Here is a 25,772-nt window from a genome sequence, read left to right on the forward strand (position 1 = left end):
TGACTTGCATGACTCAAGTATTGGATATTACTGGATGCTGGCCCCGATACGCCGCCATGATACACCACCATTCGAGCCGTCCCAATTCATCCAGATCATGAAGGCCTTGCCCACCAAATTCTGTTCCGGCACGGTGCCCCAGTAGCGGCTGTCATTGCTGTTGTCACGGTTATCCCCCATGACAAAATACTGTCCCGCCGGTACCGTGAACTCACCCTCCACCGAGGGCTGGCCCGGGCGCACCAGAATCGGGTGCCCCTTGCCGCCCAGAGTCTCCTGTAGCAGATTCGCCCCGGTCATACTGCTACCGGCACCCACGCCGGTGTAAATACCCATGGAGTCCTGCGCCATCAACTGTCCATTCACACGCAGGGTCTTGTTGTAATAGGCAACATGATCGCCCGGCACACCCACCACTCGCTTGATATAATCGACCGAGGTGTCAAGCGGGTAGCGGAACACTATGACGTCGCCGCGCTGCGGTGCGTTCATCTCGATGACTTTCTTGTCTATTACCGGCAACCGGATGCCGTAGGTAAACTTGTTCACCAGAATAAAGTCGCCGGTAAGCAGCGTCGGCATCATTGAGTTTGAAGGTATGCGGAATGGCTCGACCAGAAACGAACGCAGCAACAGTACAGCCAGAAATACCGGAAAGAATGAGCGCGCATACTCCACCAGTACCGGGCCACGCTTGAGCCGCTCGATCTCTGACTGCGCAGCGCCACCCGCCTGCAACTGTGTCAATGCTACACGCCGCCGGGGGGCAAACAGCACTGCGTCAATCACCCAGATCACGCCACTCACGACCACTGCCGCCAGCAGCACTGCTGCAAAATCAACGTTCATTTGCCACCTGTCTTGAGCACTGCCAGAAATGCCTCCTGCGGGATTTCCACCCTGCCTACCTGCTTCATGCGTTTTTTCCCCGCCTTCTGTTTCTCAAGCAGTTTGCGCTTGCGCGTGATGTCGCCACCATAGCATTTTGCGATTACGTTCTTGCGCATCGCCTTGACGGTCTGGCGCGCAATCACGTGGGCACCGATGGCGGCCTGGATGGCCACATCGAACATCTGGCGCGGAATAATATCCTTCATCCGCTCTACCAGATCCCGCCCCCGCATTTGGCTGCGCTCGCGGTGCACGATAAGCGACAGCGCGTCCACCCGCTCGCCGTTGATGAGGATATCGAGCCGCGTCAGGTCAGCGGCCTGAAAGCGGTCGAAGTGGTAACTGAACGAGGCATAGCCACGGCTCACCGATTTCAGTCGGTCAAAAAAATCGATCACCACCTCGTTCATCGGCAGATCGTAGGTCAATGATGCCTGCTTGCCATGAAATTGCAGATTCTTCTGTACACCACGCTTCTCCATGCACAGGCCGATTACATCTCCCAGATACTGCTGCGGCACGAAAATATCAGCGTGAATGATTGGCTCACGCATCTCGGCAATATGATTTTGCAGCGGCAATTTGGAGGGATTGTCTACCCGCAACACCTCACCCTGGGTTGTCAACACTTCGTACACCACGGTAGGCGCCGTGCCGATGAGATTGAGTTGGTATTCCCGCTCCAGCCGCTCCTGCACGATCTCCATGTGCAGCAGGCCGAGAAAGCCGCAGCGAAAACCAAAACCCAGCGCCTGCGAGGTCTCCGGCTCATAGTTCAGCGAGGCGTCGTTCAGCTTCAGCTTGCCCAGCGCCTCGCGTAGATCCACATAATCCTCCGGGTCGACCGGGAACAGGCCCGCGAACACCTGGGGTTGTACCGCCTTGAAACCTGCGAGCTCCTTCAGGGCCGGATTGTCCACGTGCGTCAGCGTGTCACCCACCGGCGCACCATTCACGTCCTTGATGCCGGCGATCACATAACCCACCTCGCCCGCCTGCAGCCCCTCTGTCTCCTTGCGTTTAGGTTTGAAGACACCCACCTTCTCCACCTGAAACGCGCGCCCGGTTGACATCACCCTGATCTTGTCCTTGGGCGTGATGCGTCCCTGCATCACCCGCACCAGCGAGATGACGCCGACAAAATTGTCAAACCAGGAGTCAATAATAAGCGCCTGTAACGGCGCATCGGCATCGCCATCGGGAGCAGGCACCAGCTGAATCAACTGCTCCAGCACCTCTCTGACACCGAGACCGGTCTTGGCGCTCACACGCAACGCATCCTCGGCCTCGATGCCTATGATTTCCTCGATTTCGCTGATCACCCGTTCAGGTTCCGCCGTAGGCAGATCGACCTTGTTCAGCACGGGCACAACCGTCACTCCCTGCTCGAGCGCGGTATAGCAGTTGGCCACGCTCTGCGCACCCACCCCCTGCGCCGCATCCACCACCAGCAGCGCGCCCTCGCATGCCGCAAGCGAGCGAGATACCTCATAGGAAAAATCGACGTGGCCGGGTGTATCAATCAGATTTAACAGGTAGGTCTCGCCATTGTCGGCCTTGTAATTAAGTGACACGCACTGCGCCTTGATGGTGATACCGCGCTCGCGCTCGATATCCATGGAATCCAGCACCTGCGCCGACATCTCACGCGCCGTCAGGCCACCACAGAGTTCTATGAAGCGATCCGCAAGCGTGGATTTGCCATGGTCGATGTGAGCAATAATGGAAAAATTACGGATATGCGAGATAGCGACCACAGTCCAAACCCTTGTTGCAATGGGAAATTATACCTTAAACCACCCTTGACGGCGCGGGAAATCAGCTTGATTTCATGGCGTGTGGCCCTGTTGCGCCTGACAGACCGCCCTATATGCGTGCTGCTCCTGAGGCGTACCCCTACAATAATTGAAAAGCCCGTAGAGGGTGCAATAAGCAGGGCGCACACCCTTATAGCCGCCAAGACACATGCGGCGCAATGCCCTCTGGTTATTGCGCCCTACCGGGCTGACAAGACGTTAGCCCGGATAGCATGACGTGAGACCGGAATGTTATGCCCCATATGACACCAGCCACATTACTGGTATCGCAGCGCGTCAATGGGTTTCAGGCGGGCGGCCTTGTTGGCGGGATAAAAACCGAAGAAGACGCCCACGCCGGCGGCGGCGAGGAAGGCCATCAGCACGGAGCCCAAGGTGATGACCACGGCGGCCCCGGTGATTTTGTTGACCAGCGTCGCACCACCGATGCCCAGCACCACGCCCACCAGACAGCCCACGACGGAAATGATGATGGCCTCGAGCAGGAACTGCAGCAGGATGTCGCGCTGGCGTGCGCCGACGGCCATGCGGATACCGATCTCGCGGGTGCGCTCGGTGACGGACACCAGCATGATGTTCATGATGCCGATGCCGCCGACGACGAGTGAGATGGAGGCGATCGCGCCCAGCATGAGCGCCATGATGCGGGCGGTTTCCGCCGCGGTGTTGGCAACCGCAGTGAGATTTCTCACGGTGAAATCGCTGTCCGCGCTTTCCTGCAGACGGTGGCGCTGGCGCAGCAACTGGTTGATGGCGCGCTCCGTGCCCGCCATGGTCTCCGGCGCAGTGGCCTGCACCATGATGAAGCGTACGGTGCCATGAAACTGGGTACCGAAAAGTTTTCGTTGCGCGGTGGTCACCGGAACGAGAATGGTATCGTCCTGGTCGCGTCCGTCCAGGCTCTGTCCCTTCGCCGCGAGCAGCCCGATGACGAGGTACGGGCTCTGCTTGATGCGTATCGTCTTGCCGACCGGCTCCTCTTCGCCAAACAGATTCCTGGCGACGGTCTGCCCGATCAGCGCCACGCGCGTGGCCGAGCGCACGTCGGAGTCGGTGAAGGGATATCCGGCGGCGAGGCGCCAGGCGCGCACCTCCAGATAACCCGGTGTCGTGCCGATCACCTGCGTACCCCAGTTGTTTTGCCCGTACACGACCTGCGCGCCACCAGACACGGTGGGCGCGACCGCCGCGATGGTGGGCAGTTCTGCGATGGCCTGCGCATCACCCAGGGTCAGGGTGGGCGAGGCGCCGCTGCCCAGCCGCACGCCGCCCGCGGTCGTGGAGCCCGACAGGATGATGAACAGGTTGCTGCCCATCGAGGCGATGGACTGATCGACTTGAAACTGCGCGCCGCGGCCGATGGCCAGCATGAGAATCACTGCGCCGACGCCGATCACCATGCCGAGCATGGTGAGAAACGTGCGCAGCCGGTTCGCGCCCATCGCATGCCACGCCTCGGCCAGCATCGGGCCGATCATGCAGGCGCCTCTTCAAGATGGGTCACGGCGCCGTCATGCACCACGCGGCCGTCAACAAACCGCACCAGACGTTTGGCATAGGCCGCGATGTCGTGTTCGTGGGTGACCAGCACGATGGTGATGCCGTTCTCTTTGTTGAGCCGCGTGAAGAGACTCATGATCTCGCGGCCGGTCGTCGTGTCGAGATTTCCGGTCGGCTCGTCCGCCAGGATGAGCTGCGGACGGTTAACCAGTGCGCGGGCAATCGCCGCGCGCTGCTGCTGCCCGCCGGAAATCTGGTTGGACATGGAATTCCCGTAGCCCTTCAGGCCTACTTTTTCAAGCATCTCAAGGGCCGGCGCAGTCTGCGCGGTTTTCGTGACGCCACGGTAGACCAGCGGCAGCGCCACGTTATCTTCCAGGTTGGCGCGCGGCAGCAGGTTGAAACCCTGGAACACGAAGCCGATCACCTCATTCCTGAGATGCGCCAACTGGTCGGCGTCCAGCGTGCCGACGTCCTGGCCGTTGAGCACATAGCTGCCGCTGGTGGGGACATCCAGGCATCCGAGGATGTTCATGAAGGTGGACTTGCCCGATCCGGACGGGCCCATCACGGCGACAAATTCGCCGGGGGCAATGGTGAGGCTGACGTCTTTGAGCACCGGCACGGCGCCCGCTGCGGTCTCATACTGCTTGCACAGCCTTGCTACACGGATAACGGGTTCGCTTCCCATCAGAACATGCGCATTCTGAAACTGCCCGTGCCCTGGTTGTCACCGCTGCTGAGTTGTGTATCTTCCATCACCACCTGGTCTCCGGTCTTGAGTGCACCGGAAAGCACTTCGGTGGAGCGGTTGTCGGTGATGCCGATGGCGAGGGTGACGGGCTTGAGATGATTATTTTCCAGCACATAAACGGTGCCCGTGCCGGCTTCGCGCTTGTCGTCCTTGCCTTTGCGCCTCTCGCCCTTGGCAGCGGCGTCCTGCGGCTTGAAGCGCAGCGCCGCGTTCGGCACCAGCAGTACATTGTTGCGGCTCGCCACGATGATGTTGACGTAGGCGGTCATGCCCGGCAATAGTATCTGCTCCGGATTGTCCACCGCCACGACCACGTTATAGGTCACCACATTCTGCTCCGTGGTGGGATTGAGCCGCACCTGCCTGACGTTGCCGCCAAAAGTGCGGTCGGGAAAGGCATCCACCGTGAACTTCACCGCCTGCCCCTCCCTGATATTGCCGATATCGGCTTCGGCAAAGCTGGAGTCGATCTGCATCTGGCGCAGGTCTTGCGCTATCTTGAACAGGGTGGGCGTCTGGAAGCTGGCCGCCACGGTCTGGCCGATGTCCACCTCGCGCGCTACCACTACTCCCGACACCGGCGAGCGGATGACATTGTAGCCCAGATTGGTGCGGTCTTTTTCAAGCTGCGCCTGTGCCAGCGCGCGCTGGGCGCGGGCCGATTGCAACGCCTGCACCGCCTGATCCAGCTCCTGTTTCGAGACATACTCCTGTGCGTACAGGCTGCGGCTTCTGGCTTCGTTCGCCAAGGCAAGATCGAGCGCGGCCTGCGCGTTGCGCACATTGGCCTCGCTCTGCTTCACTTGCGCCTGAAACAAGGCGTCGTCGAGCTCCATCAACACCTGCCCCTGCTGCACCTGGTCGTTGAAATCGGCGTAGAGCTTCTTCACCGTGCCCGATACCTGCGTGCCAACGCTGACCAGCACGACGGGATTCAAGGTGCCATTGGCCGACACGGTCTGGGTGATGTCGCCCGACTCGACGGCCTCGGTTTTGTAGCGCTCCCCGCTGGCGGACGGTTGCAGTGTCTGCCACAGGTAAAATCCGCCCGCCGCCGCCGCGAACAGCGCCAGCAGAGTCGGTTTGTTCCATTTGCCTTTTTGTGTCTGCATTCGGTATGTGTTGCGTCGAGGAGTGCGGTTATTGAACAGGCAGGGCGGCAGCGCCTACGCTGGCCAGCTCCAGTTGACCCATGGACTGCGCCAGCGTGGCCTTGGCGATATGCCAGTTATACAGGCTCTGGACGTTCTGCTGGCGCGCACTCGCCAGCGCGCTTTGTGCATTCAGCGCATCGAGAATATTGCCGACGCCTTCCTTGTAGCGGCCCAGCGCGACACGCTCCGACTGCGCCGCGCTCGCCAGCAAATCGGCGCTGGTTTGCAGCGCCCGGGTTTCGGTGATCAGATCCTGATACGCCCGCCATACGTCGAGGGCCACCTGCTGGCTCAGGCGGTCGCGCTGCGCCACGCGTGCTTCAACCTGGGCACGTGCGGACTGGGTGCGGTAGGTAGTGTTGTAGCCGGTAAACAGCGGAATGCTGAGCGTGATGCCCGCCGCGCTGCTGTTGAGCGGGTCGGCGCCGGACGCATCGGTGCGATTGAGATTGCTGCTGAACGAAAGGCTCGGCTTGCCGGACGCCTGCACCACCGCGACGTTGGCCTCGGCGGCCTTGATTTGCGCCTCTGCTGCCGCGAGATCAGGCCGATGGCGGCGCGCGGTTTCGATCAGGCGGGCGACGTCGGCCTCGAACTGCACATCCGGTGCCTGCGCACGTGGCGGTGTAATGACCGGCGTGTGGTTTGCATCCAGCCCCATGACGTTGGCGAGCACGCCCTGCGCGTTGCTGGCGTTACCCTCGGCGCGCACCCGGTTCAGCGCTGCCTGTGAATAGGCGGTCTGCGCCTGCAACTTGTCCGCCGGCGTGGCGGCGCCCGCGCTGTAACGCGCGGCGGCGGCATTAAAACTTTCCCGGCTCGACTGCTCCGCCTCGCGGGCCGAATTCACCGCGGCCTGGGTGGCAAACAGCTGGTAATAGGCCTGCACGGCGGCGAGAAACACCGACTGCAGGGTGGCGTCTTGCGTGGCGTTGGTGGCGGCCAGCACCTGTTTGGCATTTTCCAGCGCGGCATCACGGCCACCGAAATCGTACAACAAATAGGTGAGCGTCACACCGACGCTGTTCTGGGTGCTGGTCGTGTTGCCGGTGTCGTTGTGGCTGAGTGACCCGCTGGCGTCGATGGATGGCAGAAAGGCCGACTCGCCGATACCGACCTGCGCCGCCTGCGCCCGGGCATTCGCCCATGCCTCGCGCGTCTGCGGGTTGTTGCACAGCGCCCGCTCGACAACGTCTGGCAACGTCAGCGGCGCGCCGTTTGTCGCATCAAAGTTGCACGGCTGTATTACGTGAGGTGTATTGATGCTGGTGGCCGGGGAAGGAGCGGCAAGCACCTGGGTTGCAAAGGGGTCTTCTGCAGTGTCCGCCCGTGTGAACGCCGGGCCGGCCAGCAGCGCCACGGCGAGCACTGACCAGAACCAGTACGCCAGCCGCGCCTTCACGCGTTCGGCCTGCATGCCTGGTGTATGCATTGATCTGAAGACAGGCACCTGAAGAAATCGTCCATCTGAGTGTAGACAGCACCATCCTCCCCCGTGCAGCACGGGGGAGGATTTATTTTTCCGGATTGGCCTGTTCCCTGACGATCAGGGCCCGCGGCACTACGCCCTCGGCAGCGAGAGGATGAAGTCCACCAGTTTCTCGATGTCAGCGTCACTCACGCGCGGCGAGTAGGCCGGCATCACGCCCATCTGCCAGCGGCCCGAACCGCCTGAATGCACCCACTTGATAAGACTGTCGCGTGCGCCAGCATCGCCTTTGTACTGCTTGCCGACCTCACTCCAGGCCGGGCCGACACGCTTCTGTTCCATATGGTGGCAGGCGAAACAGCCGTTCTGTTTGCCGAGCGCGGTGCCTGCCGCCATGTCCAGCGCTGCACCTGCTGACGCCGGGGCAGGCTCAGATGGTGCCGCAGAGGGTTCCGGAACCGACGTTGCCACTGCTGCCTCAGGCGCGAGAACTGGCTCTGGCTCTGGCTCTGGCGCAGGCGCAGGCGCCGTCATCGTAACAGGCGCGGGGGGGGCCGGGGTTGCGGGTGCCTCTCCTTGCTGCGTCGGTGTAATCGTGGTCGATTCCTCTTTGCCACACCCGCCCAGCGCCAATGCCAATACACCGAACATAAGAATGATTCGCGTCATACCCAACCTCCCTTCTTCAAGGAACAAAATACTAAATAGCCCAAACGTATCGCCACGCGCCCGAATACCGGCGGATGCAAAATTCTAACAGATTTGGCCTGTAGCTTCAGCCCGCCGTCTTTTTTGTGTCCGTCTTGCCCACCTCGACAGGCGCAATGACGGGCTCTTTCCACGGGCCTTTGATGGTGTATTGATACGCAGCAATGTCCTTGAGGCCCGGCAACAGCTTGTTGGCCAGAAAGAATGACAGGCCCACTATCGGCCCGCCCGCAAGGCCTGCGCCCACGGACAACCCTTCGCTGATCTCGGGCTGAACCGTAACCACCTGATCATAGTCCTTGGCCGCCAGACCCGTACGCCCGGTCACCGTGACCTTGGCCGCGGGGCCCTCCATGACGAGATTGTTGGTATAGGCATTACCGTTCTCCAGCACAAAACTGCCCTCGATGCGGTCAAAGCTGAATCCCTTGGAGAACAGGTCGCTGAAGTCGAGCGTCAACCTGCGTGGCAACGCCTGCAGGCTCAGCAAGCCAAACACCCTCCCGGCGCCGGGGTCTACATCGAGCAGGCGGCCTTTGGTTGCCCGCAGATCCATCTCTCCATTCAGGTGTTCGAGCGCGAAATCCGCAGGGGAACCCGGCCAGCTCGCGCTGAGATCAAACTGACTCTTGCCTCCGGAGACCGGTGCATCGTAGTCGAAGGCGGTAAGCATTTTCCCCATGTCATCCGCGCGGGCCTTGGCCGTAAAGCGCGACATGAGCCCCTCCTGCTCCATCACCCAGTCTCCCTGCCCGTTGATCTGGAAATCCGGTGATGCGAGACTCACGCTGTCGATGCGCAACCCGAGACTGCGCCTGGCAGCCTCAAGATGCAACTGACCGAGGTCGGCATCGCCATATTTGAAATTTGCCACATCGACCCGCAATGCCGGCCACTGGCGTGGATCAGCACCCTTGGTCGCACCACCTTCTGCTATCTTGCCGAGATGCAGGCGCTCCAGCTTCATCACCAGCATGGCCTCTTTCTCGCGCGTCAGACGCAGGCTGCCCGCCAGCGCCGTACTACCGACATTCGCCTCCCAAGCCTGGGCTGTCTGTGACGCGCGCAGCTGGATATCGCTGAAATGCTGGCCGTACACTTCCAGCGCACCCACCTGTATGTCAACGGCATTGAGCTTGCCCGTCAAGCTGCCCGCACGGCTGGCTCCCCCGTCGAGAAATTGCAGCCACTCTGTCAGCGCAAACCGCTCAACTTCACCACTGACACGCAGCCCCTGTGGCGGCAGGGTCGCCTTGGCCACACCAAAATACAGCTCGCCACGCGCCAATTCCCACGCCTTGTTGACACGCGCAAACTCGAATGTGCCATTCCTGCCATTACCGTAATGCAGGTTGATGCGTCTGTTCTGTGGCGTTGAGGCCAGCGCACTTTCGATCATGAATGACACTGCCTCAGCCTCGGGCTTGCCGAGCGGATCAGGCAGCTTCAGCGCCATACCCCGCAGCGAAGATACCAGTCGCCACTCGCTGTCAAAAGAGGCATTACCATCGTCAGATGCCTTCAGATACAGAGTCCCAACCCAGTCAGTTGAACCGCTGAGCCAGTCCAGCGTGCGCGCCTGCATGTCTGGTGCAACCTGCTGCAGTTGCCGCACAATACCGGCAACATCGGTCTTGCCGCGCGCCTCGATCGCCAGTAACTGGCTGGCGCGGCCTGCCACAGTCGGCACCTCCGTCCGCAGCGCAAGCTTCACCTTCTGGCCGTACAGATTGGCGTCAATATTATTGCCGCTGAGATGGTAGTCGCTGTTGAAGCTGAGCGTGCCGTTGATGTGCGTGAGTTCGACATCTCGCTCCCGCGGCTTATCTGCGTAGCGCAGGGCTCCCTCCTTGAAGGTCAACCCACCCTTGATCTGGTTGGGCTGAAGGGAAAGCGGTATCAACAACTCCAGATCGAGCGTGGTTTCACCACGCGCACTCACGCCCGCCACGTAGCCTGCCACTGTATTCTTGAGCGGGCTTTCGCGCAGCAGGCGCAGCACATCGGGCGCAGCACCACGCGCTGCGCCCTGCACGGTGAGCAGCGGCTCTTCCAGCGTCATATCAGGAATTTTGGCGCTTACTTTCTTTACTTCGGAGTCGAGTATTTTCCCGGAGGCAACATTAACCTCCAGACTGCGACCGCGAATTATCACTTCGCCTTCGATATCACCCAACCATGGCCAGCCCGGCTCATAGTCGAGCACCGCGCCACTCAGCGCCATGCGCGCCTCGGCCACCCCGCTGCCACCTTCAAACGGAAAATCGCTGAGCCGCCCGCGCACAACCGCGCTGCCTGAGTTGATACGGCCTGTCACCAGCGCACGCGCGAGCCAGCTGCGCGCCTGCTCGGGTAATGCATCCGGCAGATAGTCCGGCAGGCGCCCGATATTGGGGCTGGCAAAATCAGACTGCAGATTGATGCTGGGTGACGAGCCGTCGTGGGGCCACTCTATCACACCGCTGGCATGCACACGCAGGTCATCGTTATTGAGCTCCACATCCCTGAATCCGGCACGCCAGCCCTGATCGGTACGCACCCAGCCCAGCATGCCGGTTGCATGTTTGATTACCACCGGCTTGCGCAGATGGTCGAACACAACCTGGCCCTGCTGTGTGTCGATCTTGAGACTGCCGGAGTCTGTATCACACTCCAAAATACCACTGACGTTATCGAGTCCGGGCAAGGACTGAAAGGCATGCGTACGTACACTCTCGACCCGTGCCCTGAGATAAAAATTCTCGGGACTGCCGCCGGACGACTGTGGCGCAAAGCGCACACGCACATCATGCAATACACCCTGCGGCTGCATGCGGGTAAGTGGCGCTCGCAGCACTTCCTCTGCTGTATCGGTCGCCAATAGCAGCGCGGCAGCATCTTCGATGCGCCACTCGCTCGCTCGCGCATCCAGCACCGGTGCGCCGTCCGCTGCTCTGGATGACACAATCGCCAAACGTATTGCAGGTGCAGCCCTGTCACGCTCTATCACGAAATTCTCAGCCGCAAGGGCCCAGCCATACGTTTCGCGCTGCCACTGCAACTGTGTGCTCACCCGGCGTATCTCCAGCACTGGCTTGTCCGCCACTGCCAGGCGCACACTGCGCGCAACAGCCTCACCCTCCAGTCGCTGCAGGCGTGCATCGCTCCACTCGCCCCAAAGCATGAAATCAATAATCCCTTGTGGCACCACCATGCCCGCCCACTGCAGCAACTCCTGCGCCTGCACCAGATCGACATCCTTCGATTGCAGATACACCTTGCCGCCCAAGCTGGCAGGGGTGGCAAGGTCGCCGCCGAAATCAAGTGCGAGCATCACATATCCGGGTTGTGCGCCGGGCAAATCAAGTTCGCCGGTCAGCTGATGCCGCTGACCATCAGTCCGGAGCAGAAAACTCACGTCACTGAAGCGCCGCCGCGCCTTGCCGGTCTCCTGATCTGTCCAGTCTATCCGGCTGTGCCGGACCTCAAGCCGCCCCTGCCGCAATAACCACTGCACGAACGCGTCGCCTGACAGGTCCCCGTCTTCAAACCCTTCCAGCACGATGTGTCCTTGAGGCGTACGAATGAGCGATAGATCCACTCCTACCAGCACCAGATGGCTAGGCTCAATGCGTCGGTGACGCAGATAACTCAGGGGGTCAACTCGCAGCAGTGTATTGCCTAACCGCAACAGCACACGTTCGCCCTGCGTGGTGTATACGCGTACATCCGTCAATTTGATCAGCGGCAGCCACCCTGACCAGTCCGCCTCGACCCCCCCTATCTTTACCGGCTGGCCAACGGAAACACTGGCCCATGCCTCAATGTCGCCGCGAAACTCCCCCAGCATGGGCGACAACAAACGGACTGCTCCAAGCATCACCCCGGCCATGATGATGATGACAGCAGTCGCGCCGATGGCCATCTTCCAGGTGTGCCGCAGCGTGATATGACTTGCCGCCAACAACTGGTGCAGCACGGCGTGTAACCTGTAGCGAAGGGTGCGCATTATATGCCTCAGGTCAGCACCACGTCGTACTGTTCCTGGGTGTACTGCGTCTCAAGCTGAAGCCGGATCGGCTTGCCGATGAACTCCCCCAACTCCGCCAGTCCGGTGGACTCCTCATCCAGCAGCAGGCCTACTACTTCCTGCGAGGCCATAACCAGAAAACGCTGTGCCTCAAACTGGCGCGCCTCACGCAGGATTTCACGGAATATTTCATAACACACGGTCTCGGCGGTCTTGAGCGACCCCCTCCCCTGGCAGGCTGGGCAGGGCTCGCACAACACATGCTCCAGGCTTTCGCGCGTGCGCTTGCGCGTCATCTCCACCAGCCCCAGCGCGGACACTTCTGAGATGTGGGTCTTGGCATGATCGCGCTCCAGCGCCTTGTTCAGAGCGCGCAACACCTGACGTCGGTGGTCAGGATCTATCATGTCGATAAAGTCGAGGATAATGATGCCACCCAGATTGCGGAGACGGAGCTGGCGGGCGATGGTCTGCGCCGCCTCCAGGTTGGTCTTGAAAATGGTTTCCTCCAGATTACGATGACCCACGAAGGCGCCGGTGTTGACATCAATTGTTGTCATCGCCTCGGTCTGGTCAAACATGAGATATCCACCCGACTTCAGCTGCACCTTGCGCTCCAGCGCCTTCTGGATCTCATCTTCCACGCTATAGAGGTCAAAGATCGGGCGCTCACCCGGGTAATGCTCAATGCGCTCCACGATCTGGGGGATGAATTCCTGTGCAAACTGGAGCACCCGCTGATAGGTTTCGCGTGAATCAATGCGCACCTTTTCAACCTCCACCTCGACCAGATCGCGCATGGTACGCATCACCAGCGGCAAGTCTTCATGAATCAGCGGCCCCCCTTCCTTGCTGCGTGCACGCTCATCGATCGAAGTCCACAATCTGTGCAAAAACGCCATGTCAGCACGTAACTCCTCCGCACTTACCCCCTCCGTTACCGTGCGGATGATGTAGCCGCCACCCGCCGCAGGCGGTATATTTTCCTTGAGAATATCCTTCAGGCGTTGCCGTTCGGCAGGGTCTTCGATCCGCTGCGACACTCCGATGTGCGTCGTGTTGGGCATGAACACGAGATAACGTGAGGCGATGGATATCTGGGTCGTGAGGCGCGCACCCTTGCTGCCCAGCGGATCTTTCACCACCTGTACCAGCAACTCCTGGCCATCTCGCAACAGCGAGGCAATTGGCTCGCTGGTTTTTTTCTCATCCAGATCATCGCCATTGGCGGCGGGGAGAATATCCGAGGCATGCAGGAACGCCGTGCGCTCCAGCCCGACATCCACGAAAGCCGCCTGCATACCGGGCAATACGCGGCTCACCCGGCCCTTGTATATGTTACCGACCAGCCCCCGCTTGTGCGCGCGCTCGACAAAAATATCCTGCAACACGCCGTTTTCCACCACGGCAACACGCGTTTCACGGGGGGTAACATTGATTAAAATTTCGCGGCTCATGGCTGGCACGTCATCAGCGATAACGTCATCGACAGGAAAATGCAGCCCGCCCACCTGCGGTGGGCCTGGCCACGCAGGCCAGGCAATTACGGCAATCACTGTAGTCGAGCATCAACGCGAGCACAACAGCATCTGCCATGGTATAGCTCCAGATCTCCCGCTGCCTCATCAGGTTATACCTTAAAGTAATGCGCACAAGCGACGGCGCCAACGGCAATTTTTCCCCACCGAATAACACAAGCTTAACAGAACAGGCCCAGCGTGGGTACGCTTGTGGCTAACCCCCGCACCGGCATCATCGACGCAATAACACCGTGTTATAGAAACAGAATTTACCCCCTGCACGCCCGCCACCCGTGCCTGCTATCGTCATCCGGCGACAGTTCCTATAAAGTAAGTGGAAAATGCGCATACGTTCACTGACTCTTATCCTTTTATGCGTGCTGCTGGCCGGTACTGGCGCGTATTATTTTCTGTCCCTGCCCGTCACTGTCACCGTCGCACAGCCCCTGCGCGGCCCGGCGGTGGAGGCGGTGTACGCCACCGGCAATGTCGAACCGGTGCGTTGGGCCAAGGTGGGGCCGAAAGGCACGGCACGCATCGAGCAGATACTGGCGCGCGAAGGCGTGCAGGTTACCCACGGCCAGGTGCTCGCGCGCCTGAACGATGTGGAGGCGCGCGCGCGCGTGGCTCAGCTGTCTGCACAGGAGCGCCTGCTGCAAGGCGAAGTAAAACGCCTCACGCCGCTACTGGCAAAAGGCTACGTCGGCAAACAGGCCTATGACCGCACCGTGAGTGATCATACACAGGCGCAAGCCAGCCTTGCTGCCGCGCAGCAGGTGGTCAACGACCTCAGCCTGCGCGCGCCGATGGACGGCATCGTGTTGCGCCAGGACGGCGAGCCCGGCGAAACCGTCACCAGCACACAAGTCTTGTTCTGGGTGGGCGAAACCAGCCCACTGCGCATCACCGCCGAAGTGGACGAAGAAGACATTCCGCGCGTAAAAACCGGCCAGCGCGTGGTCATCAAGGCCGACGCCTTCCCCGGCGCTACGCCGGAAGGCACAGTCGGCGACATCACGCCCATGGGCGATCCCATCAACAAAAGCTATCGCGTGCGCATCAGTCTGCCTGCCGACACGCGCCTCAAAATTGGCATGACCACCGAGGTCAACATCATCGTGCGGGAAACCCCGCAGGCCCTGCTGGTACCCGTCGATGCCGTCGCAAACGGCAAGTCATGGCGGGTACGCGACGGCAAGGCAACCCCGGTCGCAGTGACCACGGGTGCGCTCGATGAAAAGCGCATCGAAATCGTCACCGGCCTCAGCGAGCAGGATGCAGTCATCATCGCTCCGCCGCCGGGGCTGAAAGCGGGTGACAAAGTACGCACCCAGGCATCATCCGCCCCCTGATTTGCCGCAACAGCATTTGGCGCAAAAGACACATTGTCAGAGGTACCCATGTGGCTGCCCGTTGAAATAGCGCTTACCCATCTGCGTAACCGCAAACGCCAGACCCTGGTGTCGGTGCTGGGGGTGGCGATGGGGGTGGGATTTTTCATCGCCATGGCCGCCTTGATGCAGGGTTTTCACGTCTACTTCATCTCCAAGGTCATCGACGTGTGGCCACACGTCACCATCAAGGATGAATACCGCAACGCGCCGCCGCAACCGGTGCAGCGTTTATTCGGCAATGGTGTAGTGACATTGCACGGGCTGAAACCGCGCGAAGAATTGCGCGGCATCAAGGATGCCGACACCGTGCTCGCCGAACTCAACCGGCGCAGCGATCTCGCCGCCGCACCTACCCTGCGCGGGCAGGTCTTTCTGCGCTATGGCTCCAAGGATGTCTCCGCCACCCTGGTCGGCATTGAGATAGAATACGAGCGGCGCGTCAGCCAGCTGGAAAAAGACCTCATCGCCGGCAGCCTTAACGCCCTGCACACAGCTGCCAACGGCATCATCCTCGGCGACGGCGTGGCGAAAAAGATCGGTGCAGAGTTAAACGACACCTTGTCGGTCATCTCACCTGCAGGCGTCATCCTCAAAATGAAAGTGGTCGGCATCTTCCGCACCGGCATCACACCCATAGATAATTTCGAATCCTATGCACTGTTGAAGAAGGCGCAAATCCTGCAAGACCGCCCCAACGTCATCAACCAGATACGCATCCGCCTGAACGACGTCAATCAGGCGCGCAGCATCGCCAGCAGCATCGAGGCCCGCCTCGACTACCGCACCGAGTCGTGGGAGGAGACCTACGAAAACATCCTCGGCATCTTTGTCATCCAGAACGGCATCATGTACTCCACCGTGGGCGCCATCCTCATCGTCGCGGCATTCGGTATCTTCAACATCATCTCCACCGTCATCCATGAAAAAACCCGCGACATCGGCATCCTCAAATCCATCGGCTTCGAGGAGCGCGACATCCGCCGCATCTTCCTCATCGAAGGACTGCTGGTGGGGCTGATCGGTACCCTGCTCGGCTGGGCGCTGGGCTATGGGCTCACGCGCCTGCTCGGCACGATACGCTTCCACATTGAGGGCTTCGTCACTGCCCAGGGTTTCATCCTGTATTACAGCATCACCCACTACCTCATCGCCGGGGGCTTTGCCATCCTCTCTGCCGCCTTTGCTGCCTGGCTGCCCGCACGCAAGGCGGCGCACCTCAATCCGGTGGACATCATCCGGGGCGCCGCATGACGCCCCTGCTCGAAACGCACGGCGTCACCCGCATACTGCCCGGCCCGCTGCCAGTCACGCTGGTGCGCGACATCAACCTCACCGTATACCCCGGTGAATTCATCGCCATCACCGGGCCCTCGGGCTCCGGCAAATCGTCACTGCTCTACCTGCTCGGCCTGCTCGACGTGCCGACCCACGGCTCCGTCTACCTCGAAGGCCGCGAGACCTCCCAACTTAGCCGCAGCGAACTCGCCGCATTGCGGCTGCAAAAGCTCGGCTTTGTATTCCAGTTTCATTTTCTGCTGCCGGAGTTTTCCGTACTGGAAAACGTCATGCTGCCGATGCGCAAACTCGGTACGCGTAGCGAACCCCAGATGCGCGCCCGCGCCACCGAGATACTCGATGAACTGGGACTGACCCCGGAAATCAAACGCCGGCCCGACCAGATCTCCGGCGGTCAGCGCCAGCGCGTGGCCATTGCCCGCGCGCTCGCCAACGACCCGCTCATCATTCTCGCCGACGAACCCACCGGCAACCTCGACACCAAAAACGGCCACATCGTGTTTGACATTTTCAAACGACTGGTAGACGAAAACCGTCAGACCGTGATTACCGTCACCCACGACGCCCAACTCTCCGCCCTCACCCAGCGGCAGATTCATCTGGTGGACGGCAGTATTGTGGGTGCAGAGAGCAGCCAGTAACTGTTTGACGGCGGCACTGGTGAGGCGTAGTTTTTCAAACATTGAAACGGCTCAAATAGTCGCCCCATCAGGGGCCTACCTCTAGTTAGGTACCACAGACATCCTCATGCAATTCTTTTTTGCGGGGTTCTGGTTGACAGCGTGCAACTAAAGCCACTCGCACAGAAGATTGACAAGATTATCTCAGGCCATGGCGTCCCGCCTGACGAGGAGATTAAGTGGTCCCCTCGCAAGGGAAGCTGGATATACGAGAACTTGAAGTGATGAAGCTCGCGCAAGCTGTTACACCTCGATCCTCAGAACTGCAAATGAAACTGGCTGCAAGTCAGTTGTCGCTCTGTGTGACTACGCGATGCGAAATATAAAACCAGAATGGGGCTTCGAGCGTTGCGTCACTTACGCGCTCGAACGTGTTTCCACTCACCTGGCCAAGACATCAAATGAAGCCGTAATCATTGCCGACCGCCCAAGCGGCGGTCACAAGGAGGCAGATGAATTCTTGGCTGCGTTCGTTTAGCATCTTTCTAGCGATCGTAATCATATGTTAGAGAAAACATTTTCTATCAATATGCTGACGGCACAATCCCGCATGGTGAGGCATCTGCAGTTGGCCGACTTGGTTGTCTCAATTACTGCAGCTATGTTTGCCGGACAGACCAAATGGGCATCTCAGTATTTCGAGCTCATCAAAGGCACGTTCATACGTAATGCCCTCGGTTACATCGGTGGCACAGGGGTCAAAGTGTATCCCGACGAACTGATCAACTTGTATTACTGGGTTCTTGGGGAGAAGCAATTTTCGAAGGCTGGCAGGGGGCTGCGTGGCCCATACCTGACAAAAATAAGCGCTTTTGCTCCAATGACGGCACCTTGCAAATCGATAAGATCAGACTCGATTAATTTTTATTCCTCTGCACCCAGAAAATCAGGCATTGCGTTACATATGTTGTACCCACCACAAAAAAGGAGGCCACAATGCTGACTCATGACAAGAAAATTCAGTTATCACTGCTGTCGCTTCGGCTCACCGTCTTTCTGGTGATGCTGATGTGGACCATCGATAAATTCCTTAATCCGGCACACGCCGCCAGTGTCTACGAGACCTTCTACTTTATGCCAGGTCTGGACTCTACTGTGATCTATGCAATCGGGGCACTGGAGCTTGTACTGTTGCTGCTGTTTCTAATCGGCTACCAGAAGTTCTACACTTACGGTGCGGTGCTGGTACTGCATGCCGTGTCTACCTTGTCGTCCTTCGGCATGTATCTGGCGCCGTTTGAAGGCCCGAACCTGTTGTTCTTTGCAGCCTGGCCGATGCTGGCGGCCTGTTTCACACTGTTCCTGCTACGTGACCACGATACCCTGTGGAGCACCCACTAACTCCACACCACACGCAGATCGGTAGGGCGCAATACCCTTCGGTTATTGCGCCCTACGCCCCTGAAGATGACACAAAATCAGGAGCAGACTAGGACTAGTTTGGCACCTGATAATACTGGCAGGCCACCCTAAGAGGCAGCATCGATGCACGACAAGATCATTGTTTACCAGAAGCCCACCTGCGGCACATGCAAATCGACACTCGACCTGCTCAAGGAGAGTGGGGAAGAGTTTGAGGCTATTAATTACTACGAGGTGCCTTTGACGGAAGATCAACTGCGTGGGCTGCTTGTGAAGCTGGGGCTCACTGCGCGCGACATACTGCGCAGCGGTGAACCGCTGGCGCACAGCCTCGGGCTTGCGGAGCGGCAACTCTCTGATGATGAGCTGATAAAAATCATGGTGGCAAACCCGGATCTGATTCAGCGCCCGATTGTCGTGCGTGGCAATGAGGCGGTGCTATGCCGCCCGGCGGAGAACGTGAACAAGCTGCTGGCGGATTAAGTCTTGAGCCTTGTGCTGTAACGTTCGCGGAGCTTGCTGAGCTTGGGGCTGATTACCATCTGGCAGTAGGGCTGGCTGTCATTCCGGGCGTAATAGTCCTGGTGGTAGTCCTCGGCGCGGTAAAAGGCGCTGAAGGGTGCAAGCTCGGTAACCAGTGGCGCGCTCCAGATGCCTGCCGCGCCAATCTCCCGCATCACCTCTTCGGCCTCGGCCTGCTGCTGCGGCGTGTGATAAAAGATCACGGAGCGGTATTGCGTACCGGTGTCGGCGCCCTGCCGGTTGAGCGTGGTCGGGTCGTGGATGGCAAAGAAGATTTCCAGAATCTCTTTATACGAGATAACAGTTGCATCAAACGTGACCTGCACCACCTCCGCATGGCCGGTGCTGCCCTCGCACACTTCGCGGTAGGCCGGATTCTTCACCGTACCGCCGGCATAACCCGACTCCACTTTCTTCACGCCCTTGAGGCTGGCAAACACGGCCTCCAGACACCAAAAACAGCCGCCGCCTAGTGTTGCAATTTCAGTGTCCCCGGCCATACGCGCTATTCGTTCCTCAGCGGCGTCCTGCGCGCGAAGTCCTGCATGGTGTCGAGCTGGATGCGCTGGATTTCCAGCAGGCGCTGCCATTGACGCGTCATCAGCAAGTCCATCTTTCCGCTCAAGTGGCGTATCTCCAGCTCCGCCTTCAGGTTCACCTGATAGTCATGTTCCGCGTGCAGGCGATCTTTGGACTCCTGGCGGTTCTGGCTCATCATGATGATGGGCGCCTGTAGCGCTGCGATGCACGACAGCACGAGATTGAGCAGGATAAAGGGATAGGGGTCGAAGGGGCCGGACAACAAAAACCCGACGTTGAAGGCTATCCAGATTCCCATCACAGTGAGAAACGTAATGATGAAGCCCCAACTCCCGCCGAACTCGGCGACCTTGTCCGCAAGGCGCTCGCCCAGGGTGAGTTGCTGCTCAAATTCAAGATTAATATTTTTGGCCAGCACCTCGTGCTCGCGCAGGCTTTCCAGCACCTCGTGTTCGAGCGTGGAAAGCTCGCCCTTCTGCAACTCAAGCACGTCTTCCACATATTCGGTGCGGAAATGATTGAGGCAGTCGGAACAGATCAAGCCGTGCGCAGGCCATTCGGGGCGCTTGCGCAGGATGAGGTCCTCTACCGGGCCGTAGACCAGCTCACGGTTGACGGCCTCATCCTGCGGTTTCTGTTGCCCACAGATCGGGCAGGGGAACAGGCTGCTCTCGGCGAGCGGCACTATATGGCCTGCTTCAGAGCAGCTTGCCCATGCTGCAGGCGGAGATACGGCAACAGCCAGGGGGTGAGGCGCTGCTGTTCGGCCAAGTCCAGGTGACGAAATGACAGCACCACGCTACGGCAGTTCGCCGCGCCACAGCAACACGGGAAGCCTGCAAAGTCTTCCTCGTCTATCGCCGTACTGTAGTCCCAGGTGATTTCCTCGTCGCACGCAATGTCACGCAGCGCAACCAGCGCGAGTCCCTTGCCAAAACCGGCGTTCGGGTTGCAGCTGTGGTTGACATAGTCGTCGGCCTCACCTGAGGCGCCGAGATAGAGGTTATCGCCAATCTGGAGGTGGTAGTCATCGGGTGTGAACTGCCCGCGCTGTATCAGCGGACCGGTGAAGGTGAGTATCTCATCGCCCGCCGCAATCGCCGCTGCCGCAAACACACCCCTGCCATGCTGCGCACTGATTTTGACGCGTATTTTCATGGCCTCACCCTTCCAGCCAGTCGCGCGGCTTGAGGAAGACATCGTACAGCTTCGCCTCCTCCGTGCCAGGCGCAGGGTGCCAGTTGTAACGCCACTTTACCAGCGGCGGCAGCGACATCAGGATGGACTCTGTGCGTCCGCCAGACTGCAAGCCGAACAAGGTGCCACGATCATACACCAGGTTAAACTCCACATAACGCCCGCGCCGGTAGAGCTGAAAGTCGCGTTCGCGTTCGCCGTAGGCGATATTCTTGCGCCGCGCGACGATGGGCAGGTAAGCAGGCAACAGGTGGTCGCCCACGCTCTGCATGAAGCTGAAACAGCGCTCAAAGCCACCCTCATTGAGGTCATCATAGAACAACCCGCCGATGCCGCGCGGCTCATTGCGGTGCTTCAGAAAGAAATACTCGTCGCACCATTTCTTGTAGCGCGGGTACACATCGTCGCCGAACGGAAGACAGGCCGCCTCTGCGGTACGGTGCCAGTGTACGGCGTCTTCTTCAAAACCGTAATACGGCGTGAGATCGAAGCCGCCGCCGAACCACCACACCGGATCGGCGCCTTCTTTCTGCGCGATGAAGAAACGCACATTGCAGTGGGTGGTGGGTATGCAGGGGTTGCGCGGGTGAAACACCAGCGACACGCCCAGCGCCTGGAAGTCGCGCCCGGCCAGCTCGGGCCGGTGGGCGGTGGCCGACGGCGGCATCTTGTCGCCAAACACGTGTGAAAAACCGATGCCAGCCTGCTCAAATACCGCGCCTTCCGCCATTACGCGCGAGCGGCCCCCACCGCCCTCCGCACGCTGCCACAGGTCTTCCGTGAATGTACCGCTGCCGTCTTCCTGCTCCAGTGCGATGCAGATGCGATCCTGCAATGACAGCAAATAGGCTTTGACGGCTTGAATGTCGGGTGCGTGCATGGTCAATGAGCCTGATTCGAATACACGCATATTAGGTGTGCATGTCGCTCCCTGCAAGAAGGGTTTCCAGGGCGCCTCTGAAAATGATGGATTTTTCTTCAAGACAAGGCGCAGCGCCGTCGAGCAGCGCAGCATACACGCCAGTATGTGAGCAGCCCAAAAGCCATCAATTGGCGAAGCTGCAACAGTATTGGAGCAAAAGACACAATTTTAGAGGTGCCCTTCAGGCCCAGTCACCCCACAGGGTTTGCATCGCGGCAAGCGCGGCGGCGGGTACGGTCTCCGTACGCAGGATGCGCGGCCCCAGACGCACACCGGTAAAACCGGACTGTTTGGCATGCATCACTTCCAGATTACTCAGGCCGCCCTCAGGCCCGACCAGCAAAACGATGTCGCCCTGCGGCGGCGGCAACTGCCGCAGCGTGGCGTGTGCCAGCGGGTCGAGCACCAGCCTGACGTCTGCATTTACCGCAGCCAGCCAGTCGGAAAAGGTCTGCGGCGCCTCCACCACCGGCACCCGCACCCGCCCCGACTGCTCGCAGGCGGACGTCGCCACGCCCTGCCAGTGGGCGACCCGTTTGCCTTTGCGTTCATCCTGCAGCTTGACCGCGCAAAACTCGGTGATCAGCGGCACGATACGCGTTACACCCAGCTCCGCCGCCTTCTGCACCGCGTAGTCCATACGCTCCCCGCGCGAAATGGCCTGCGCCAGCGTAATGTGCAGCGGCGACTCGGTTGTGCGTGCCACAAATTCGCCTACCTGCACCACAGCGGTGGCACCCTGTACACCCTGCAGCGTGCACGGGTATTCGCCGTGCTGCTGGCCGACCGGCTCGCCGTTAAACAACAGCAGCGGATCACCCACCTCCAGACGCAGCACGCGCAGCACATGTTGCGCGGCCTGTTTGTCGAGCGTGACGATGGCGCCGCTGGCGAGTAGCGCGGGGAAATAAATACGCGGCAGGGTCACACCGCAAAACGCCTGAGATAAAAACGCCAGAGCAGGATGGCCAGCGCGGCGAGTACGGCGAACAGCGCCAACTGGTACAGAATGCCCAGCGGCATAAACAGCAAAATCAGGCCCGTCACGCCTGCCGCCACGCCCAGGCAGAGGAAAAACAGCCCCGGCGTGGCAAACTCCAGCAGCACCAGCACTGCTGCGACGATCCACCAATGCCAATACTCTATAGCCTCAAACGGCAACATGCGCCTCCTCCAGCCAACAGCCTGTTACGCGGCTTCCGAGTATAACCGGGATTGCGTAGAATAGGCCCATGCACACCGCGCTAAAACCACCCAAGCCACTGCTGCGTCACGCGGGCAAGGCCATTGCCGAGTTCGACATGATTCGCGACGGCGATCGCGTGCTGCTGGGTGTTTCCGGCGGCAAGGACTCACTGTCGCTGCTGCACATCCTGCTGCACCTGCAGAAATGCGCGCCGCTGCATTTTGATCTGGGCGTAGTGACGGTAGACCCGCAGGTGGAAGGCTTTGACCCTTCACCGCTCAAGCAGGTGATGAGCGATCTCAACCTGCCGTATTTTTACCGTGCCCAGCCCATCATGGAGCAGGCCAAACAGAACATGACCAACGATTCGTTCTGCGCCTACTGCTCGCGCATGAAGCGCGGCGTGATGTATGACGCGGCGCGCAAGAACGACTATAACGTGCTGGCGCTGGCGCAGCATCTCGACGACCTCGCCGAGACCTTTCTCATGTCGGCCTTTCACGGCGGTAAACTGCGCACCATGCAGGCGCACTACCTCAACGATGCCGGTGATGTGCGCGTGATCCGGCCGCTGGTCTATGCACGCGAACGGCAACTGCGGGACTTCGCCGCTGCCGCCCAGTTGCCGGTGATCCGCGATAATTGCCCGGCCTGCTTCAGCATGCCGATGCAGCGCCAGCATCTGAAAACGCTGCTGGGCACGGAGGAAAGCAGCAACAAAGGGCTGTTCAAGAGCCTGCTCTCCACCCTCAAGCCACTGATGGCACCCGCGCAATAACGCTGCCGTGAAATTAGTGACGGTGGCCAGGTTCGACCTCATGCCACTGGCGCACATCGCCAAGGGCAGCCTGGAGGCCGAGGGCATCCCCTGCCACATTGCCGACGAGCATCTGGTGCAGACCGACTGGCTGTACAGTATTGCGGTGGGTGGTATCAAGCTGCAGGTGGACGAGGAATTCGCTGAACGTGCGCTGGCCGTGCTCGCTACCGATCACTCCAGCGATCTCCCGGGCACAGAGGATGAACTGGAGGTTTAGTCGCTCGCACCTGCAGGCACGTTTTTTTGCAGGCGTTTGAGAAACACACCCATTTCCTTTGCCGCCTGCAGGTCGCCCCGACCCTCGGCCACACGTATCCCGCTGGCGTAGGCCGCCTGCGCCTCATCCACCCGCCCCACCGCCGCAAGGGCTTGCCCGTAGGCCTTCCACGCCGCCGAGTAGCTTGCATCCTGCGCCACGGCGCGCGCCAGATGTTCGCAGGCCCGCGCAAGGTTCCCCTGCTTGAAATGGGCGGTGCCCAGGCTATAGCGCAACAGGGCCGAGTCGTCACCCTTGGCCAGCATCGCCTCAAGGTTTTCGATCATGCCCATGGCGCCGTGATTACTTGCGCCAGAAGGCAGGCGTCAGCAACACCAGCAAGGTAAATATTTCCAGACGCCCGAGCAGCATGGCAAAGGACAGCATCCATTTCGCGGCCTCCGGCAACGCCGCATAATTGCTCGCAGGCCCGACCCCGTTCAAACCGGGCCCGAGATTGTTGATCGCTGCCGCCGTGGCGCTGAATGCCGTCACCATTTCTACGCCTTGGGCCGAAATGGCCAGCCCGATCAGACCAAAGCAGGCAAGGTAAGTGGCAAAAAACGCCGATATCGCCGCGACCGTGCGATCCGGCACCACCTTGCCGGAAAGCTTGAGCGGTACCAGCGCACTGGGGTGCATCAAGCGCCGTATCTCGCACAGGGTCTGCTTGAACAGCAGTACGGCGCGCACCACCTTGATGCCACCGGAGGTAGAACCGGCCGAGCCGCCCACGAAGGCCAGCACCATCAGCAATGCGCCCAGCACTGGCGGCCAGGCGCCGTAGTCGGCGCTGACGTAACCGGTAGTCGTTACCATCGACACCACCTGAAACACGGCATAGCGCAACGCCTGCCAGATGTCCGCATAGTAATGGCTCCAGGCGAGGTAGGCAGTCACCACAACAGTGGCCGCCACGAAGATGCCCATATGGACGCGGAACTCGGAATCCTGCCAATAGACGCGCAGGCTGCGGCCGCGCAGCACAAGAAAGTGCAACGCAAAATTGATACCGCCAAGCAGCATGAACAGCACCAGAATCATTTCAATCAACGGGCTGTTGAAGTAGGCGATGCTGGCATCGTGGCTGGAGAAGCCCGCCGTGGACACGGCGGTAAAGCTGTGAATGATGGCATCAAACGGTGTCATGCCCGCAAGCCAGAGTGCACTGGCACACAGCACTACCAGGCCCACGTAGATGTACCACAGCGACTTGGCGGTTTCCTTGATGCGCGGCGTGAGCTTGCTGTCCTTCATCGGCCCCGGGGTTTCGGCCTTGTAGAGCTGCATGCCGCCCACGCCCAGCATGGGCAGAATGGCCACCGCCAATACCACGATGCCCATGCCACCCAGAAACTGCAGCATACCGCGCCATAGATTGATCGACATCGGCAGCTGGTCAAGCCCGGCCAGCACGGTAGACCCGGTGGTGGTAAGACCCGACATGGTTTCAAAGTAGGCATCGGTGAAAGTCGCCGTGCCATGGGCCAACATGAACGGCAATGCGCCAAACAGGGCCAGCAAGGCCCAGAACAGACTCACGATCACAAACCCGTCGCGCAGACGCAACTCCTTGCGCACCTTGCGTACCGGCAGCCATAACAGGGCACCGCTGACCAGCGTAATGCCATACGACCACAGGAACGCCAGCAGCGTAGGCTCATGCGCAAGATAGGCCAGCAGCAAGGGGGGCAGCATGGTGATGCTGAACAGCATCAGCAGCAACCCCATGATGCGCTGTATGACGGTGAATTGCATAAGGGCAGTGGCTAGTGACTAGTGGCGAGTAGCTAGTGGAAAGTAGCGAGTGGCGAG

The 25,772-nt window shown here is 60.0% G+C and carries 25 protein-coding genes; 8 read left to right on the top strand and 17 right to left on the bottom strand.

Going from position 1 to position 25,772, the window contains the following annotated elements; all coding sequences use genetic code 11:
• Positions 1-27: 27 nt before the first annotated feature.
• The 9 genes from lepB to rng form a co-directional block, all read right to left on the bottom strand.
• Positions 28-849 carry a signal peptidase I gene (gene lepB, locus Q8L89_08405; protein ID MDP1709065.1) on the bottom strand — a complete coding sequence of 274 codons (822 nt, stop codon included), beginning with the start codon at positions 847-849 and terminating at the stop codon, positions 28-30.
• Positions 846-2,648 (bottom strand): translation elongation factor 4, encoded by a 1,803-nt coding sequence (gene lepA / locus Q8L89_08410; GenBank protein ID MDP1709066.1) that lies wholly within the window; start codon positions 2,646-2,648, stop codon positions 846-848. Before lepA ends, lepB begins: the two co-directional genes overlap by 4 nt.
• A 317-nt stretch (positions 2,649-2,965) precedes the next feature.
• Positions 2,966-4,186: an ABC transporter permease gene (locus Q8L89_08415; protein ID MDP1709067.1), complete on the bottom strand. Its 1,221-nt coding sequence runs from the start codon at positions 4,184-4,186 to the stop codon at positions 2,966-2,968.
• The gene (locus Q8L89_08420) at positions 4,183-4,899 is read right to left on the bottom strand and encodes an ABC transporter ATP-binding protein (GenBank protein MDP1709068.1); all 717 of its coding nucleotides are present in this window, start codon (positions 4,897-4,899) and stop codon (positions 4,183-4,185) included. The genes Q8L89_08415 and Q8L89_08420 overlap by 4 nt, the downstream gene beginning before the upstream one ends.
• Positions 4,899-6,074, bottom strand: coding sequence for an efflux RND transporter periplasmic adaptor subunit (locus tag Q8L89_08425; GenBank protein ID MDP1709069.1), 1,176 nt, complete (start codon positions 6,072-6,074; stop codon positions 4,899-4,901). Before Q8L89_08425 ends, Q8L89_08420 begins: the two co-directional genes overlap by 1 nt.
• A 28-nt stretch (positions 6,075-6,102) precedes the next feature.
• On the bottom strand, positions 6,103-7,548 hold the full coding sequence (locus tag Q8L89_08430; protein ID MDP1709070.1) for a TolC family protein: 1,446 nt from the start codon (positions 7,546-7,548) through the stop codon (positions 6,103-6,105).
• Between the two features lie 129 nt (positions 7,549-7,677).
• On the bottom strand, positions 7,678-8,214 hold the full coding sequence (locus tag Q8L89_08435; protein MDP1709071.1) for a c-type cytochrome: 537 nt from the start codon (positions 8,212-8,214) through the stop codon (positions 7,678-7,680).
• 106 nt (positions 8,215-8,320) lie between these two features.
• On the bottom strand, positions 8,321-12,241 hold the full coding sequence (locus Q8L89_08440) for a YhdP family protein (GenBank protein MDP1709072.1): 3,921 nt from the start codon (positions 12,239-12,241) through the stop codon (positions 8,321-8,323).
• A gap of 8 nt (positions 12,242-12,249) precedes the next feature.
• Entirely contained in the window at positions 12,250-13,719 is a 1,470-nt protein-coding gene (rng, locus tag Q8L89_08445; protein ID MDP1709073.1) for a ribonuclease G, read from the bottom strand.
• A gap of 404 nt (positions 13,720-14,123) precedes the next feature.
• Between rng and Q8L89_08450 the strand changes: the two genes are divergently transcribed.
• From Q8L89_08450 to Q8L89_08475, 6 genes are all read left to right on the top strand, one after another.
• The gene (locus tag Q8L89_08450; GenBank protein ID MDP1709074.1) at positions 14,124-15,134 is read left to right on the top strand and encodes an efflux RND transporter periplasmic adaptor subunit; all 1,011 of its coding nucleotides are present in this window, start codon (positions 14,124-14,126) and stop codon (positions 15,132-15,134) included.
• Between the two features lie 48 nt (positions 15,135-15,182).
• A complete protein-coding gene (locus Q8L89_08455) occupies positions 15,183-16,427 on the top strand; it encodes an ABC transporter permease (protein MDP1709075.1) in 1,245 nt (414 codons plus the stop codon).
• On the top strand, positions 16,424-17,113 hold the full coding sequence (locus Q8L89_08460; protein MDP1709076.1) for an ABC transporter ATP-binding protein: 690 nt from the start codon (positions 16,424-16,426) through the stop codon (positions 17,111-17,113). Before Q8L89_08455 ends, Q8L89_08460 begins: the two co-directional genes overlap by 4 nt.
• Before the next feature lie 541 nt (positions 17,114-17,654).
• Positions 17,655-18,095, top strand: a complete 441-nt coding sequence (locus Q8L89_08465) for a hypothetical protein (protein ID MDP1709077.1) — start codon at positions 17,655-17,657, stop codon at positions 18,093-18,095.
• Positions 18,089-18,493: a hypothetical protein gene (locus Q8L89_08470; GenBank protein ID MDP1709078.1), complete on the top strand. Its 405-nt coding sequence runs from the start codon at positions 18,089-18,091 to the stop codon at positions 18,491-18,493. The genes Q8L89_08465 and Q8L89_08470 overlap by 7 nt, the downstream gene beginning before the upstream one ends.
• Positions 18,494-18,637: 144 nt before the next feature.
• Entirely contained in the window at positions 18,638-18,997 is a 360-nt protein-coding gene (locus tag Q8L89_08475) for an arsenate reductase family protein (protein MDP1709079.1), read from the top strand.
• On the opposite strand, the gene msrA is transcribed toward Q8L89_08475, so the two are convergent.
• From msrA to Q8L89_08505, 6 genes are all read right to left on the bottom strand, one after another.
• A complete protein-coding gene (gene msrA / locus Q8L89_08480) occupies positions 18,994-19,536 on the bottom strand; it encodes a peptide-methionine (S)-S-oxide reductase MsrA (protein ID MDP1709080.1) in 543 nt (180 codons plus the stop codon). The genes Q8L89_08475 and msrA overlap by 4 nt on opposite strands.
• 5 nt (positions 19,537-19,541) lie before the next feature.
• Positions 19,542-20,261: a DUF1003 domain-containing protein gene (locus tag Q8L89_08485; GenBank protein MDP1709081.1), complete on the bottom strand. Its 720-nt coding sequence runs from the start codon at positions 20,259-20,261 to the stop codon at positions 19,542-19,544.
• Positions 20,261-20,734, bottom strand: a complete 474-nt coding sequence (locus tag Q8L89_08490; GenBank protein ID MDP1709082.1) for an SET domain-containing protein-lysine N-methyltransferase — start codon at positions 20,732-20,734, stop codon at positions 20,261-20,263. The genes Q8L89_08485 and Q8L89_08490 overlap by 1 nt, the downstream gene beginning before the upstream one ends.
• A gap of 4 nt (positions 20,735-20,738) precedes the next feature.
• Positions 20,739-21,653 carry an oxygen-dependent coproporphyrinogen oxidase gene (gene hemF / locus Q8L89_08495; GenBank protein MDP1709083.1) on the bottom strand — a complete coding sequence of 305 codons (915 nt, stop codon included), beginning with the start codon at positions 21,651-21,653 and terminating at the stop codon, positions 20,739-20,741.
• A 223-nt stretch (positions 21,654-21,876) separates the two neighbouring features.
• The gene (locus tag Q8L89_08500) at positions 21,877-22,623 is read right to left on the bottom strand and encodes a 16S rRNA (uracil(1498)-N(3))-methyltransferase (protein ID MDP1709084.1); all 747 of its coding nucleotides are present in this window, start codon (positions 22,621-22,623) and stop codon (positions 21,877-21,879) included.
• Positions 22,620-22,859, bottom strand: coding sequence for a hypothetical protein (locus tag Q8L89_08505; protein ID MDP1709085.1), 240 nt, complete (start codon positions 22,857-22,859; stop codon positions 22,620-22,622). Before Q8L89_08505 ends, Q8L89_08500 begins: the two co-directional genes overlap by 4 nt.
• 68 nt (positions 22,860-22,927) lie before the next feature.
• Here Q8L89_08505 and Q8L89_08510 point away from each other — a divergent pair, with 68 nt between their 5' ends.
• Both Q8L89_08510 and Q8L89_08515 read left to right on the top strand, forming a co-directional pair.
• Complete coding sequence (locus Q8L89_08510) at positions 22,928-23,659, top strand: ATP-binding protein (GenBank protein ID MDP1709086.1); 732 nt, start codon at positions 22,928-22,930, stop codon at positions 23,657-23,659.
• 7 nt (positions 23,660-23,666) lie between these two features.
• Positions 23,667-23,918, top strand: a complete 252-nt coding sequence (locus Q8L89_08515; protein MDP1709087.1) for a DUF2007 domain-containing protein — start codon at positions 23,667-23,669, stop codon at positions 23,916-23,918.
• Here Q8L89_08515 and Q8L89_08520 read toward each other — a convergent pair.
• Positions 23,915-24,250: a tetratricopeptide repeat protein gene (locus Q8L89_08520; protein ID MDP1709088.1), complete on the bottom strand. Its 336-nt coding sequence runs from the start codon at positions 24,248-24,250 to the stop codon at positions 23,915-23,917. The genes Q8L89_08515 and Q8L89_08520 overlap by 4 nt on opposite strands.
• 10 nt (positions 24,251-24,260) lie before the next feature.
• Positions 24,261-25,715, bottom strand: a complete 1,455-nt coding sequence (locus Q8L89_08525) for a TrkH family potassium uptake protein (protein MDP1709089.1) — start codon at positions 25,713-25,715, stop codon at positions 24,261-24,263.
• Positions 25,716-25,772: the final 57 nt, after the last annotated feature.

The organism is Gammaproteobacteria bacterium (assembly GCA_030680605.1).
In the GTDB taxonomy this organism is placed as follows: domain Bacteria; phylum Pseudomonadota; class Gammaproteobacteria; order SURF-13; family SURF-13; genus JAQBXX01.

Coding starts and splice junctions, on each gene's coding strand:
- lepB (MDP1709065.1), bottom strand. CDS start 849: ATGAACGTTGATTTTGCAGCAGTGCTGCTGGCGGCAGTGGTCGTGAGT.
- Q8L89_08415 (MDP1709067.1), bottom strand. CDS start 4,186: ATGATCGGCCCGATGCTGGCCGAGGCGTGGCATGCGATGGGCGCGAAC.
- Q8L89_08420 (MDP1709068.1), bottom strand. CDS start 4,899: ATGGGAAGCGAACCCGTTATCCGTGTAGCAAGGCTGTGCAAGCAGTAT.
- Q8L89_08425 (MDP1709069.1), bottom strand. CDS start 6,074: ATGCAGACACAAAAAGGCAAATGGAACAAACCGACTCTGCTGGCGCTG.
- Q8L89_08430 (MDP1709070.1), bottom strand. CDS start 7,548: ATGCATACACCAGGCATGCAGGCCGAACGCGTGAAGGCGCGGCTGGCG.
- Q8L89_08435 (MDP1709071.1), bottom strand. CDS start 8,214: ATGACGCGAATCATTCTTATGTTCGGTGTATTGGCATTGGCGCTGGGC.
- Q8L89_08440 (MDP1709072.1), bottom strand. CDS start 12,241: ATGCGCACCCTTCGCTACAGGTTACACGCCGTGCTGCACCAGTTGTTG.
- rng (MDP1709073.1), bottom strand. CDS start 13,719: ATGAGCCGCGAAATTTTAATCAATGTTACCCCCCGTGAAACGCGTGTT.
- Q8L89_08450 (MDP1709074.1), top strand. CDS start 14,124: ATGCGCATACGTTCACTGACTCTTATCCTTTTATGCGTGCTGCTGGCC.
- Q8L89_08455 (MDP1709075.1), top strand. CDS start 15,183: ATGTGGCTGCCCGTTGAAATAGCGCTTACCCATCTGCGTAACCGCAAA.
- Q8L89_08460 (MDP1709076.1), top strand. CDS start 16,424: ATGACGCCCCTGCTCGAAACGCACGGCGTCACCCGCATACTGCCCGGC.
- Q8L89_08465 (MDP1709077.1), top strand. CDS start 17,655: ATGTTAGAGAAAACATTTTCTATCAATATGCTGACGGCACAATCCCGC.
- Q8L89_08470 (MDP1709078.1), top strand. CDS start 18,089: ATGCTGACTCATGACAAGAAAATTCAGTTATCACTGCTGTCGCTTCGG.
- Q8L89_08475 (MDP1709079.1), top strand. CDS start 18,638: ATGCACGACAAGATCATTGTTTACCAGAAGCCCACCTGCGGCACATGC.
- msrA (MDP1709080.1), bottom strand. CDS start 19,536: ATGGCCGGGGACACTGAAATTGCAACACTAGGCGGCGGCTGTTTTTGG.
- Q8L89_08490 (MDP1709082.1), bottom strand. CDS start 20,734: ATGAAAATACGCGTCAAAATCAGTGCGCAGCATGGCAGGGGTGTGTTT.
- hemF (MDP1709083.1), bottom strand. CDS start 21,653: ATGCACGCACCCGACATTCAAGCCGTCAAAGCCTATTTGCTGTCATTG.
- Q8L89_08505 (MDP1709085.1), bottom strand. CDS start 22,859: ATGTTGCCGTTTGAGGCTATAGAGTATTGGCATTGGTGGATCGTCGCA.
- Q8L89_08510 (MDP1709086.1), top strand. CDS start 22,928: ATGCACACCGCGCTAAAACCACCCAAGCCACTGCTGCGTCACGCGGGC.
- Q8L89_08520 (MDP1709088.1), bottom strand. CDS start 24,250: ATGGGCATGATCGAAAACCTTGAGGCGATGCTGGCCAAGGGTGACGAC.
- Q8L89_08525 (MDP1709089.1), bottom strand. CDS start 25,715: ATGCAATTCACCGTCATACAGCGCATCATGGGGTTGCTGCTGATGCTG.